This is a genomic window from Nesterenkonia sp. E16_10, assembly GCF_017347085.1.
Classification (GTDB): Bacteria; Actinomycetota; Actinomycetes; order Actinomycetales; family Micrococcaceae; genus Nesterenkonia.
In genome coordinates this window covers 56,342-69,030 of sequence record NZ_JADPSA010000048.1, presented here as the reverse complement: position 1 = coordinate 69,030, position 12,689 = coordinate 56,342, and the positions used below count along the sequence as shown (strand labels likewise).

The window sequence follows — 12,689 nt, the reverse complement described above, 5'->3', positions numbered from 1 at the left end:
GATCCCGCATGACGCAGACCGAGACGATTCGCCGTGCCGAGCGGGTGCGCGCCTCCGAGCTTCTGGGACGGGGCTGGCTGAACACCGGCGGCAAGGACGTCTCGCTCCAGGACCTGCGCGGCAAGATCGTCATCCTGGACTTCTGGACCTTCTGCTGCATCAACTGCCTGCATGTGCTCGACGAGCTGCGCCCGCTGGAGCAGCGCTTCAGCGACGTCCTGGTCACCGTGGGCGTGCATTCGCCGAAATTCGAGCACGAGGCCGATCCCGACGCGCTTGCCGCCGCCGTCGAGCGCTACGAGATCGCCCACCCGGTCCTGGATGATCCGAACCTGGTGACCTGGCAGGCCTACTCGGCGCGCGCCTGGCCGACCCTGGTGGTCATCGACCCCGAGGGCTACATCGCCGCGAACCTCGCCGGTGAGGGCCACGTGGCCGGGCTGACCTCATTGGTCGAGGAGCTGGTCACCGAGCACGAGGCCAAGGGCACGCTGCACCGCGGCGACGGCCCCTATGTGCCGCCCGAGCCGGTCTCACGCACCCTGCGCTTCCCGGGCAAGGCCATCCCGGTCGCCCGGGACCTGGGAGGATCCCAGGCCGCGCAGGGCCACTTCCTGGTCTCCGACACCGGTCATCACCGGATCGTGGAGCTCGACTCCGACCTGGCGACCGTGGTCCGGTCCTGGGGCGGGGGAGAGGACCTGCAGAAGGGTCATCACGACGGCGCTGCGGACGCTGCGCGCTTCAACGAGCCACAGGGACTGACCGTGCTTCCTGCGGAGCTGGCCCAGCAGGTCGGCTACGACATCGTGGTCGCCGATACGGTCAACCACCGGCTGCGCGGGATCAACGCCGAGACCGGAGAGGTCACCACTCTGGCCGGCAACGGCGTGCAGCGACTGCTCGACGCCGAGCGCGCCCGGGCCGGCGCCGTGGAGTCCGGCAGCCTGGGCAACGACCCGCGCAGCGTCTCGCTGTCCTCACCCTGGGACGTCCTGTGGTCCCAGACCCTGGGCCTGGTGGTCATCGCCATGGCCGGGACGCATCAGATCTTCACCTTCGACCCCCTCACCGGGGAGCTCTCGATCTTCGCCGGCACCGGACTCGAGGGCCTGCTCGACGGCGATGCCGACCAGGCCTGGTTCGCCCAGACCTCCGGACTCACCGAGGACGCTGCCGGGGACCTCTGGATCGCCGACTCCGAGACCTCCTCGCTGCGGGTGCTCCGCACCGGTGCCGCGGCCAAGGGCGCGGCAGCGGCCCCGGCCCCGGCCGTGCAGACGCTCATCGGTGAGGGGCTCTTCGACTTCGGGTTCCGCGACGGCGCCCCCGAGCAGGCCCGGCTGCAGCACCCGCTCGGGGTGACCGCGCTGCCGGACGGCTCGGTGCTGCTGGCCGACACCTATAACGGGGCGATCCGGCGCTACCGCGGCGAGCACCTCGCCGCGGACGGCACCACCGTGGCCGCCAGCGTCTCCACCGTGGCCCGCGGCCTCAAGGAGCCTTCCGACGTGCTGCTCGACGCCGACGGCAGCAGCCTGCTGGTGGTGGAGACCAACGCCCACGAGCTGGTCCGGATCGCGGTGCCCAAGGAGTACCTCACCGTGGATGAGGGCGCCACGCAGAGCCAGCGCCCGGCCACCGCGGTGGCACCGGGGGAGTTCTCGCTGGCCATCGGCTTCGCCGCTCCCACAGGTCAGAAGCTCGATGACCGTTGGGGTGACCCCACCCAGCTGAAGGTCTCATCCTCCCCGGAGCACCTGCTGATCGAGGGCGCGGGGAACTCCGAGGGGCTGAGCCGTACGCTGCGGCTGAACCCCGAGGTCACCGAGGGAGTCCTGCACATCACGGCCCGCGCCGCGGCCTGCGATGGCGCCCCCGGCGAAGAGATCCCGATGCACGCCGCCTGCCACCTCTATCAGCAGGACTGGGGCATCCCCGTCACGCTCGAAGCTGGCGCGCAGAGCGAGCTGACCCTGGACCTGCGCGGAGTTCGGTGATCACTCAGCTCGGAGGTCCCGGCGCTCCCACAGCGCCACCTGCGTTGATAGGCTCAGATCAGCACCATAGTTTCTGCGAGAGGGCGGATGAACCATGACCACGATGGTCGTTGTTGCGAGCAAACACGGCTCCACCGCGGAGATCGGCGAGCATATCGCCGCCACGCTGAAGAACCGGGGCGTCTCCGCCCACGTCAAGGACATCTCCGAGGCCGGGCAGTGGCTCTTCGAGACCGACAACGTGGTCATGGGGCTGCCGGTCTACCGGGACAAGCTCTGGGGCCCCGCGAAGATGTTCCTCGACGCGCATCGCACCGAGCTCGGCGGCAAGCCGCTGTTCCTCTTCGCCTCCGGCGGCGGTCCCAGCCTCAAGCCCGAGCTGGCGGAGACGCTGCGCAGCTACCCGCACCGCGAGGTCACCTACTTCCGTGGTGCCATCGACGCCGAGAAGCTCAGCTTCTTCGAGAAGCTGCAGCTCAAGGTGGTCAAGGCGCCGGAGAACGCGGACTACCGTGACTGGCCCGGGATCGAGGACTGGTCCGGCTCGCTGATCGCCTATGGTCTGAGCTGATCCTGTTCCCACACTCAGTCCCGCTTCACCGATGATCGAGTTCGATCAGGTCACCAAGAGCTACACCCAGCCAGGTGCCCGCCGCGCCGGATCGGTCCACGCGCTGCATGAGGTCAGCCTCAGCGTCGGGGAGTCCGAGATCTTCGGCGTGGTCGGGGAGTCCGGGTCGGGCAAGTCCACGCTGCTGCGCATGGTCAACGCGCTGGAGCTGCCCAGCTCCGGGGCCGTCACCGTGAACGGGGTCAACCTTGCCGCGCTGCGCCCACGGGACCGACGCGCCCAGCGCCGGCGGATCGGGATGGTCTTCCAACAGTTCAACCTGTTGGCGAACAAGACCGTCCTGGCCAATGTCGCGCTGCCGCTGAACCTGCACCAGAGGCTCGGCGGACTTGCAGAGCGCGGTCTCGGCCCGCGTCGGCGCCCCGGTGCCGAGGCCGCCTCGGCGGACCGGGCCCGGGAGATGCTGGACTTCGTGAACATGGGGGCCCAGGCGTCGAAGCATCCGGCCCAGCTCAGCGGGGGAGAGAAGCAGCGCGTGGCGATCGCCCGTGCCCTGGTCAATGAGCCCGACATTCTGCTCTGCGACGAGCCCACCTCCTCGTTGGACAGCCAGCACACCGACGAGGTCATGGCGACCCTGCTGCGCGTGCGCGCCGAGATGGGCACCTCGATCCTGCTGGTCAGCCATGAGCTCGATGTCATCCGTGGCGCCTGCGACCGCGCCGCGATCCTGGAGTCCGGTCGGCTCACCGGCATCGCCGAGATCGCACGCCTGCAGGCCCGCGAGTCCTTCGACAGCTACTCGGAGCGCGCCCGGAAGTACCTCGAGGGGGACCAGGAGTGAATGAGCTGGCCCAGCGCCTCGGGGAGTACCGGGGCGAGATCGTCACCTCCATCGTGGAGACCGGCGCGATGCTGGGCTGGTCGCTGCTCGCCGCGGTGCTGATCGGGCTGCCCATGGGCACCGGGATGTACCTGGCCCGCCGCGGCGGACCGAAGGAGCGCGGCTGGCTCTACAGCGGGCTCAACGGCTTCGTCAACGTGGTCCGTTCGGTCCCGTTCCTGCTCTTCGTGGTGGCGCTGATCCCGTTCACCCGCTGGGCGGTGGGCACCTCCTTCGGGACCACCGCCGCCGCGGTCCCGCTCTCCTTCGTCGCCGTGGCGCTCTACGCCCGCTGGGTGGAGCAGACCCTGGTGGAGATCCCACGCGACACCGTGGAGCTCGCCGATTCCCTGGGCGCCAACACCTTCCAGCTGGTCACCCGGTTCCTCTACCCCGAGGCGCGTTCCGGGCTGGTGCTCTCGATGACCACGGTGACGATCTCGATGATCTCCTACTCCACCATCATGGGCGTCGTGGGCGGGGGCGGGGTCGGTGACTTCGCGATCCGCTACGGCTACCAGCGCTATGAATACGACATCATGTACGTGACCATCGCGTTGATCGTGGTGCTGGTGATGCTGATCCAAACCTTCGGGACGAGACTCTCCATGGCGCTGGACCACCGGTCACGCTGAGGCTGAGAGGTCACGCTGAAAGATCACGCTCGACTCCGGCGCACGGGTGTATGACCCGAAGCCGCGGCATAACCTGCGCGTCGGCGTCGTTGAAACCACCGGGCCCGGCATGGGTCCGACCATCCGAACGAGGAGCATCTTGACTTCCGAACTGCAGAACCGTCCAGTCCGCGCGCTCAGCGGGGCCGCCGTCGTCCTTGCCCTCTTCGCCACCGCCGGCTGTGCCTCCGGGGAGAGCGGCGCCGAGGGTGAGGACACGCTGATCCAGGTCGCCTCGCACACCACGCCGATGACCGATGTGGTCGAGGCCGCCGCGGAGGTCGCGGAGCAGGACGGGTACACCATCGAGCTCGTCGAGGTCAGCGACAACGTCCAGTACAACCGGCTGCTCGCCGACGGCGAGGTCGACGCGAACTTCGCCCAGCACCAGCCCTATATGCAGGCCTATAACGCGGAGCACGACGCCGAGCTCGCCGTCGTCCAGCCGATCTACAACGCCCGAGTCGGCTTCTACTCCCGGGACTACGACTCGATGGAGGAGATCCCCGACGGCGCCCAGATCGCGCTGCCCAATGACGAATCCAATGAGGGCCGCGCGCTGGCGATCCTGGCCGATCAGGGGCTGATCACGCTGGCCGAGGGGGTCGGCTTCGAGGGCACCCTCGCCGACGTCGAGGAGAACCCGAAGGACCTTGAGTGGGTCCAGGTGGACCTGCTGAACCTGACCTCGGCCTATGAGGAGGACGGCATCGCCGCGGTCTTCAACTACCCGACCTACATCTCCAGCCTCGGCCTGACCCCGGAGGACGCCATCGCCGTGGAGGAGAACATCGACGAACGCTTCGCGATCTCGCTGGTGGCCCGCGAGGGTGACCTGGACACCGAGAAGATCGAGGCTCTGGAACGCGCCATGACCAGTGACGAGGTCCGGGACTTCCTCATCGAGGAGCATGACGAGACGCTGATGCCGGCCTTCTGAGCCGGCGCCGGGCGACGTATGGCGTAACAGAGCGCCCGGGCCCGCGCTGGCCGAGTGCTACCGTTCTGTGCCTGTCCATGACCTGACCACCGCACGCCGGCCCTCGCCGACGCTTCACCCTAGGGGCATCACCTATGACCACCCGCCTGCTGACCACCCTCGCCCTCTCTGCGGCTGCGGCCCTGACGCTGGCCTCCTGCGGCGGAGGCGACGAGGCGCAGCAGGACGGCGCGTCCGCAGAGGAGCCGGCCTCGGGACTGACCCTGGAAGAGGTGCAGGAATCTGGCACGCTCACCGTGGGGACCGAGGGCACCTACCGTCCATTCAGCTTCCACGAGGGTGGCGCCGGCGATTTGACCGGCTACGACGTGGAGATCGTGACCGCAGTGGCGCAGGAGCTCGGGGTGGAGGCGGAGTTCGAGGAGACCCAGTGGGACGCGATGTTCGCTGGTCTCGACTCGGCGCGCTTCGACGTGATCGCCAACCAGGTCTCCATCACCGAGGACCGCGAGGAGAGCTACCTCTTCTCCGCGCCGTACACCGTGTCCAACGGCGTGGTCGTGACACTGGCGGAGAACGAGGAGATCACCAGCTTCGAGGACCTCGAGGGCGCCACCACCGCGCAGTCGCTGACCTCGAACTGGAACGAGCTTGCCCGGGAGTCCGGTGCCGAGGTCGAAGCCGTCGAGGGATGGGCCCAGTCGGTGACCCTGCTCGAGCAGGGCCGGGTGGACGCCACGATCAACGACAAGCTCACCTACCTGGACTACCAGGAGACCGAGGGCAACGAGAACATCAAGATCGCCGCCGAGACCGAGGATCAGTCCCAGTCGGCACTGACCTTCCGGCAGGGCAGCGAATCCCTGGTCGAGGCAGTGGATGAGGCGCTGGCCACCCTGTCCGAGGACGGCACGCTCACCGAGATCTCCGAGAAGTACTTCGGCGCCGACGTCACGGAATGATGGAACTGCCCGACATCGACTGGCAGCTGGCCATCGACTCGTTCTGGCCGCTGCTGCGCGGGGGCCTGACCGGGACCATCCCGCTGACCCTGGTGAGCTTCACGCTCGGCCTCGTGCTTGCCCTGGTGCTGGCGCTGATGCGGATCAGCGGGAACCGGCTGTTCTCCGGGATCGCCCGAGCCTATATCTCGGTGATCCGCGGCACCCCGCTGCTGGTGCAGCTCTTCGTGATCTTCTACGGCCTGCCCTCGGTGGGACTCACCATCGACCCGTGGCCCAGCGCGGCGATCGCGTTCTCGATGAACGTCGGCGGCTACGCGGCCGAGGTCATCCGTGCCGCCATCCTCTCGGTGCCCAAGGGCCAGTGGGAGGCCGGCTACACGATCGGGATGTCCCGCAATCAAGCGCTGCGCCGGCTGATCCTGCCGCAGGCCGCACGGGTCTCGGTGCCGCCGCTGTCGAACACCTTCATCTCGCTGGTCAAGGACACCTCGCTGGCCTCGCTGATCCTGGTCACCGAGCTGTTCCGGGTGGCCCAGGAGATCGCCGCCTTCAGCCAGGAGTTCATGCTGATCTACGTGGAGGCCGCCATGATCTACTGGGTCTTCTGCCTGGTGCTCTCCACCGTGCAGGACCGGCTCGAGCGCAGATTGGACCGCTATGTCGCCCACTGACTTTTCACGCACCGACCCCGCACCGGCCGTCACCCCCAGCGATCCGCTGCTGCGCGTCTCGGGACTGAACAAGTCCTTCGGAGACAACGAGGTGCTGCGCTCCATCGACCTGGCCGTGCAGCCCGGACAGGTGCTCGCGCTCGTCGGGCCCTCCGGCTCCGGCAAGACCACCGTGCTGCGCTGCCTCAACGGACTGGAACAGCCCGACGCCGGCACCGTGGAGTTCTCCGGGGGCCCGGCCGTGACCTTCTCCGCCAAGACCACGCGCCGGGAGAAGGAATCGCTGCGCACCCGCTCGGCGATGGTCTTCCAGGGCTACAACCTCTTCCCGCACAAGACCGTGCTCGAAAACGTCACCGAGGGCCCCATCCAGGTCCAGAAACGACCCAAGGCCGAGGCCATCGCCGAGGCCGAACGGCTGCTCGAGCGGGTCGGTCTCGCCGAGAAGCGCGACGACTACCCGCACCAGCTCTCCGGCGGCCAGCAGCAGCGGGTGGGGATCGTGCGCGCGCTGGCCCAGCAGCCCGCGCTGCTGCTCTTCGACGAGCCCACCTCGGCGCTGGATCCCGAGCTGGTGGGTGACGTGCTCACCGTGATCAAGGAGCTCGCCGAGGAGGGCTGGACCATGGTCCTGGTGACCCACGAGCTCGCCTTCGCCCGCGAGGTGGCCGACACGGTCGCCTTCATGGACGGCGGAGTGGTCGTGGAGCAGGGCCCCGCGCAGGAAGTGCTGCGCGCGCCGAAGCAGGAGCGCACCCGCGCCTTCGTGCACCGGCTGCTCAACCCGTTCTGATCGAGGCTGCGGCCGATTGAGGCTGGACAAGGCCGCCCCTTGACCGGGCACCCGGCTCGACGGAGACTGGGCCGCATGAAGATCACCGCGCAGACCGTCGTCTTCGACGCCGCCGACCTGGAGGCCGAGAGCAGCTTCTGGGCCAAGATGCTGGGCGGGCAGGTGCGTGCCGAGCCGGACTGGCACACCGTCCTCGTCGCCGGAGCCGCGCCGGTGGCGGTGCAGCGCGCGCCGGACCACCAGCCGCCGCAGTGGCCCCAGGGGAGGCCTCAGCAGATACACCTGGACCTCGACGTCGAGGACATCGCCTCCGCGCACACCGAGGTCATCGAGCTGGGCGCGGAGGTGCTGCAGATGGCCACCGGAACCCAGCGGTTCAACGTCTACGCCGATCCTGCGGGGCATCCGTTCTGTCTCTGCTGGCACTGACTACCTCTGCCGGCACTGACTATTGCTGCTGGCACTGACCCGGGTCGGGTGGGCCCCATTCGAGGATGACCTCTGTTCGGCCTCGCCGTGCTGTGGCAGGCTGAGCCCATGAGCCTCATCGAGAACTCCACCCTGGCCATCGTGGGTGCCGGCAGCGTCGGCACCGCCACCGCCTATGCGGCCATGATCCGCGGCTCCGCCCGGCATGTGCGGCTCTACGACATCGACGCCCCCCGGGTCGAGGCCGAGGTCCTCGACCTCGCCCACGGCAGCCAGTTCACCGGTTCCTCGGACATCGACGGCGGCGCGGACCTGAGGCATGTGGAAGGCGCCGACGTCGTGGTGATCACCGCCGGGGCGAAGCAGCGTCCCGGACAGACCCGGCTGGACCTGGCCGGCACCAACGTGGAGATCCTGCGCAACATGCTCCCGAGGCTGCTGGAGCGGGCCCCGGATGCCGTCTACCTGCTGGTCACCAATCCCTGCGACGTGTTGACCGTGGCCGCACAGCAGATCACCGGGCTGCCCAGCAGCCGGGTGTTCTCCTCCGGGACCGTGCTGGACACCGCGCGGCTGCGCTGGAAGCTGGCGCAGCGGGCCGGCGTCGCACAGTCCAGCGTGCACGCCCACATGGTGGGGGAGCACGGCGACACCGAGTTCCCGCTCTGGTCCGCGGCAAGCATCGGGGTGACCCCGCTGCTGGACTGGGAGCGCGAGGGCATGAGGGTCTTCGACGCCGAGGAGCTGGAGACCCTCTCGGATCAGGTCCGCAACGCCGCCTACCAGGTCATCGCGGGCAAGGGCGCGACCAATTACGCGATCGGACTCTCGGCGGCGCGGATCGTGGAGGCGGTGCTGAGTGACGAGCACGCGATCCTTCCGGTCAGCAGCGTGCTCGAGGGCTTCCTCGGGATCAACGGGGTGGCGCTGTCGATCCCCAGCGTGGTCTCCGCCGGCGGGGTGCGCCCGGTGACCACGACCCCGTTCTCCGCGGAGGAGACCGAGGCGCTGCGTGACTCCGCGCAGGCGCTGGCCAAGGTGCAGGCCGCGCTGAGGATCTGAGCCGAGGCGGTGGGCCGGCCCGGCCGGGGCCGCGGAATACCGCTCCTGTACGAGTCGCTCCAGGTCGGCGGCACGGAAGCCGGGTCGGCGGCAGTAAAGTAGTGGCATTATGACGCGATTCCGGACCTTCGTGGAGGCACTGCTCTACCACTCAAGCGGCAAGACCTTTGCGCTCATCCAGCAGTTCACCTTCGCCGCGGTGCTCGCGGTGCCGGTGCTGCTGCTGTTGATCTTCGAGCCCGAGACCTCCTCGGTCCTCGGTGCGGCGCTGGGGCTCGGTGTGCTGTTCGCGGCGACCCTCGCGGTCGTGCTGGCTCCACGCAGCGGAGTCCCTCGGGTATTGGAATGGCTGGTGCCGGTGGCCGGCATCGTCGCCTGCGGGATCTGCCGCTATGCCACCTACCCCGAGGGCGCCGTGATCTCCACGCTCAGCCTGGTGCCCTCGCTGTGGCTGGTGGTGGGCTTCCGGCATCGCGGGGCCGCGCTGGCGGTGCTGATGGTGGTCCTTTCGATCAGCGTGCCCTCGTTCTTGGTCCTCGAGGAGACGCTGAACGTCTCCACCGTCTCCCGTTTCATGGTGTTCCCGGTGGCCCTGGCGCTCATGTCCTTTGCTGTGATCGGGATCCTGCAGACCCTCGAGGCCAAAAGCACCCAGACCAGGCGGGCGCTGGTGAGCGAGCGCAGCTCGCTGGCCCGGCTCGAGCGCACCGACCGGCTGCTGCGCGGGGTCCTGGAGAATCTCAACGTCGGGGTGCTCGTGATGGACGCCGCCGGCAATGATGTGATGACCAACCGGGCGCAGCGCGAGATCCACGCGCTGGCCTCACCGGAGACCAACACGGACCGCACCGAGGCCGGGCACCTGGCGTTCTACACCGACGGCAGCGCGATCCCCGCACAGAGCCGGCCCGCCGCTCGCGCCAATCGGGGCGAGGAGTTCGACAATCTCGAGTTCCTGGTGGGCGCCCCCGGGCCGGACCAGCGGGTGATCTCGGTGACCGCCCGCGCGGTCTGGGCCGAGGCGGGCCACCGGGACGCCAGCTTCCTGATCTTCCGCGATGTCACCGAGCAGCACAACCTGCTCCGCGCCCAGCAGGAGGTCATCGCAGCGGTCTCCCACGAGATGCGCACCCCGCTGACCTCCATCGTCGGGTTCACCGACTTCACCGAGGACGCGATGCTGGACCTCGAGGACTCCCCGGCCCGGGTCGCGGCCCTGGACCAGCTCTCCGTGATCCGACGCAATGCGGAGAAGCTGAGCAGACTCGTGGAGGACCTGCTCCTGGAGCAGCAGGCGGCCGTGGGCCGGCTGACCCTGGACCTGGAGCCGATCAACATGACACAGCTGGTCAGCGACTGTGTGGAAGGGCTGCAGCCGCTGGCCGCCCAGCGCCAGATCACGCTGGACCTGAGCGTCGGTCCCTGTTTCGAGGTGACCGCCGACGCCCTGCGGGTCTCCCAGGTCCTGGACAACCTGGTCGGCAACGCCCTGAAGTACACCCACCCCGGTGGCCGGGTCAGCGTCAGCGTCGGCCCCGCGCGAGAGCTCGAGGACGGCGTCTCCGTCGAGGTCGCCGATGACGGTCCGGGCATGACGCAGAAGGAGGCGAGCCAGGTGTTCACCCCGTTCTACCGCGCCCGGTCGGCCCGTCAGTCCGCCACGGCGGGCGCCGGACTCGGGCTCGCCCTGTCCCAGTCCATCGTGGAGGCCCACGGCGGCACCATCAGCGTGCGCTCCTCCCCGGGGGAGGGTGCCCGGTTCAGCTTCACCCTCAGCAACCGCATCACCGACCGTCCGCAGCGGACACGAGCCTGAACAGGAAGATCCATGAGCGCCGACCCCGCAATCCACGCCGTGCCGCAGCGCAACCGAAAGGTCCCCGCCCTGGCGCTGTTCTGCTGCGTCATCTACGGAGCGCTGGCCGCCTCGGTGTTCTGCTTCTCCGGGGCCTTCGGGGACTTCGGGACGAACCCCTGGCGGGACGCGGGCCTGGTCACCGTCACCATCATCTCCTCGCTGGCGCTGAGCTACATCAGCTTGCTGGTTTACACCTACCTGTTCCGGGCGAAGAACACCCCTGGTGACGCCTCGGCGCTGACCTGGCATGTGATGATCCCTTGTCGGGACGAGGAGAGCGTCATCGCCGAGACGGTCTCCGCCGCGCGGACCACCTTCCCGCAGCTGCACGTCTGGGTGATCGACGACGACAGCGAGGACTCGACCGCCTCGATCGTGCGCAAGCTGCAGGACTTCGACGACAAGGTCCACCTGATCTCGCGCCGACGCCCGGACGCCAGGACCGGGAAGGGTCATGCGCTCAACGCCGCCTACCGGGTGATCTCGGCGGCCGCGAGCCAGGACCGGGATCAGCGGCACCGCACGGTCATCGGGGTCCTCGATGCCGACGGCTTCCTCTCGGCCAACGCGCTGGATCTGCTGGCAGGCCCGGACTCCTTCGGTGAGGATGTGGTGGGTGCGGTGCAGCTCGAGGTATGGATGAAGAACCGCGGGGACCGGCGGCCGCGTCCGCTCTCGGGCGGGCTCAAGAACCTGCTCGGCAAGCTGCTGATCCGCATGCAGGACATCGAGTTCCGCACCTCGAACTCGGCGATGCAGATGCTGCGGATCCAGACCGGGACCGTGGGCATGGGCGGAAACGGGCAGTTCACCCGGCTCTCGGTGCTCGACGATCTCGACGCCGACTATGGCCAGCCCTGGGGCAAGAAGCTCAGTGAGGACTACGAGCTGGGTCTCAACATCATCACTCGGGGGCATCGCACCCATTACGTCCCCGAGGCCCATGTCTCCCAGGAGGCGCTGCCCTATACGCGGCGGCTGCTGACCCAGCGCACCCGCTGGGCACAGGGAAACCTGGAGTGCGCCGAGATACTCCCGGTGCTGCGACGCAGCGGGAATCTTCGACGGGCCGGATGGGCGGAGATCCACTACTTCATGGGTCAGCCCTGGCTGCTGATGATCAACCTGCTGCTCGGACCGCTGCTGCTGGCCCTGGCCCTCATCGAAGGACGGATCGGCTTCGCCTCCGGGGAACCCGTGGAATGGGTGGTTCTGCTGGCGGCGGTGTTCATCATCCTGCCGTATTTCCTCTGGGGGCTGCTCTATAAGTACGTCTGCCGTGAAGACATCAGCCTGCTCAGCGGGATGTTCTTCGGTGCCGGATACCTCTTCTATGTCTACCTGACCTACCTCTACTACCCGCGTGCCATGACCCGGATGGCCACCGGGCGCAACTCCTGGGCGAAGACCGCGCGGAACGCCGATGGTCTGACCGGGGTTCCCACGGCGGGGCCGGGCAAGGAGCTGCTGCAGCTGCGCCTTCTTGAGGCCGATATCATCACCAGCCTGGCCGAGGAGCTCGACGGCGTGCAGGACTATGCACGTGAGCTGGTGAGCACCTTCGGGCTGATCTGGCCGCGTCGCTTCGCGAATCTGCGCCTTGCAGTGGCCGCGGAGGACCACACCGCCACGGCCGATGCCCTGGCCAGCATCCGGGTCTCCTCGGAGATGCTCGGAGCACAGCGCCTGGCTCAGACCGCCCGGGACCTCGGAGTGCACCTGGAGGCAGAGGACTACCAGGCGCTGCGCCGGGAGCTCCCGCTGATCGCCTCCATCGGCGAGCAGACCGTGGAGGTGATCCGCGAACGCTTCATCACGGCCTGAGCGGACCGGGAAGAGAAGC

The 12,689-nt window shown here is 68.5% G+C and carries 12 protein-coding genes; all 12 read left to right on the top strand.

From position 1 onward, the window contains the following. The first annotated feature begins 8 nt into the window (after positions 1 to 8). The 12 genes from I2487_RS14545 to I2487_RS14490 all read left to right on the top strand — a co-directional run bounded on the left by I2487_RS14545 (position 9) and on the right by I2487_RS14490 (position 12,670). On the top strand, positions 9 to 2,000 hold the full coding sequence (locus I2487_RS14545; RefSeq protein WP_207170395.1) for an NHL domain-containing thioredoxin family protein: 1,992 nt from the start codon (positions 9 to 11) through the stop codon (positions 1,998 to 2,000). A gap of 94 nt (positions 2,001 to 2,094) precedes the next feature. Beyond that, positions 2,095 to 2,571, top strand: coding sequence for a flavodoxin domain-containing protein (locus I2487_RS14540; protein WP_207170396.1), 477 nt, complete (start codon positions 2,095 to 2,097; stop codon positions 2,569 to 2,571). 31 nt (positions 2,572 to 2,602) lie between these two features. After that, positions 2,603 to 3,415, top strand: a complete 813-nt coding sequence (locus I2487_RS14535; RefSeq protein WP_207170397.1) for a methionine ABC transporter ATP-binding protein — start codon at positions 2,603 to 2,605, stop codon at positions 3,413 to 3,415. After that, the gene (locus I2487_RS14530; RefSeq protein WP_345941449.1) at positions 3,412 to 4,089 is read left to right on the top strand and encodes a methionine ABC transporter permease; all 678 of its coding nucleotides are present in this window, start codon (positions 3,412 to 3,414) and stop codon (positions 4,087 to 4,089) included. Before I2487_RS14535 ends, I2487_RS14530 begins: the two co-directional genes overlap by 4 nt. A gap of 139 nt (positions 4,090 to 4,228) precedes the next feature. Next, positions 4,229 to 5,068, top strand: coding sequence for a MetQ/NlpA family ABC transporter substrate-binding protein (locus I2487_RS14525; RefSeq protein WP_255546483.1), 840 nt, complete (start codon positions 4,229 to 4,231; stop codon positions 5,066 to 5,068). Between the two features lie 134 nt (positions 5,069 to 5,202). Continuing rightward, complete coding sequence (locus tag I2487_RS14520) at positions 5,203 to 6,030, top strand: amino acid ABC transporter substrate-binding protein (RefSeq protein ID WP_207170403.1); 828 nt, start codon at positions 5,203 to 5,205, stop codon at positions 6,028 to 6,030. Continuing rightward, positions 6,027 to 6,704 (top strand): amino acid ABC transporter permease, encoded by a 678-nt coding sequence (locus I2487_RS14515; protein ID WP_518523732.1) that lies wholly within the window; start codon positions 6,027 to 6,029, stop codon positions 6,702 to 6,704. Before I2487_RS14520 ends, I2487_RS14515 begins: the two co-directional genes overlap by 4 nt. Then, on the top strand, positions 6,691 to 7,497 hold the full coding sequence (locus I2487_RS14510) for an amino acid ABC transporter ATP-binding protein (RefSeq protein WP_275955622.1): 807 nt from the start codon (positions 6,691 to 6,693) through the stop codon (positions 7,495 to 7,497). The genes I2487_RS14515 and I2487_RS14510 overlap by 14 nt, the downstream gene beginning before the upstream one ends. 75 nt (positions 7,498 to 7,572) lie before the next feature. After that, entirely contained in the window at positions 7,573 to 7,926 is a 354-nt protein-coding gene (locus I2487_RS14505) for a VOC family protein (protein ID WP_207170405.1), read from the top strand. A 108-nt stretch (positions 7,927 to 8,034) separates the two neighbouring features. Further along, positions 8,035 to 8,988: an L-lactate dehydrogenase gene (locus tag I2487_RS14500; protein WP_207170406.1), complete on the top strand. Its 954-nt coding sequence runs from the start codon at positions 8,035 to 8,037 to the stop codon at positions 8,986 to 8,988. 109 nt (positions 8,989 to 9,097) lie between these two features. After that, on the top strand, positions 9,098 to 10,804 hold the full coding sequence (locus tag I2487_RS14495; RefSeq protein WP_207170407.1) for a sensor histidine kinase: 1,707 nt from the start codon (positions 9,098 to 9,100) through the stop codon (positions 10,802 to 10,804). 12 nt (positions 10,805 to 10,816) lie between these two features. Beyond that, entirely contained in the window at positions 10,817 to 12,670 is a 1,854-nt protein-coding gene (locus I2487_RS14490) for an XrtP-associated glycosyltransferase (protein WP_207170408.1), read from the top strand. Positions 12,671 to 12,689 lie beyond the last annotated feature (19 nt).

Excerpts from the sequence above, each read along its gene's own strand:
- I2487_RS14495 (WP_207170407.1), top strand. The coding sequence starts at position 9,098 with ATGACGCGATTCCGGACCTTCGTGGAGGCACTGCTCTACCACTCAAGC.
- I2487_RS14520 (WP_207170403.1), top strand. The coding sequence starts at position 5,203 with ATGACCACCCGCCTGCTGACCACCCTCGCCCTCTCTGCGGCTGCGGCC.
- I2487_RS14535 (WP_207170397.1), top strand. The coding sequence starts at position 2,603 with ATGATCGAGTTCGATCAGGTCACCAAGAGCTACACCCAGCCAGGTGCC.
- I2487_RS14545 (WP_207170395.1), top strand. The coding sequence starts at position 9 with ATGACGCAGACCGAGACGATTCGCCGTGCCGAGCGGGTGCGCGCCTCC.
- I2487_RS14490 (WP_207170408.1), top strand. The coding sequence starts at position 10,817 with ATGAGCGCCGACCCCGCAATCCACGCCGTGCCGCAGCGCAACCGAAAG.
- I2487_RS14505 (WP_207170405.1), top strand. The coding sequence starts at position 7,573 with ATGAAGATCACCGCGCAGACCGTCGTCTTCGACGCCGCCGACCTGGAG.
- I2487_RS14540 (WP_207170396.1), top strand. The coding sequence starts at position 2,095 with ATGACCACGATGGTCGTTGTTGCGAGCAAACACGGCTCCACCGCGGAG.
- I2487_RS14500 (WP_207170406.1), top strand. The coding sequence starts at position 8,035 with ATGAGCCTCATCGAGAACTCCACCCTGGCCATCGTGGGTGCCGGCAGC.
- I2487_RS14515 (WP_518523732.1), top strand. The coding sequence starts at position 6,027 with ATGATGGAACTGCCCGACATCGACTGGCAGCTGGCCATCGACTCGTTC.
- I2487_RS14510 (WP_275955622.1), top strand. The coding sequence starts at position 6,691 with ATGTCGCCCACTGACTTTTCACGCACCGACCCCGCACCGGCCGTCACC.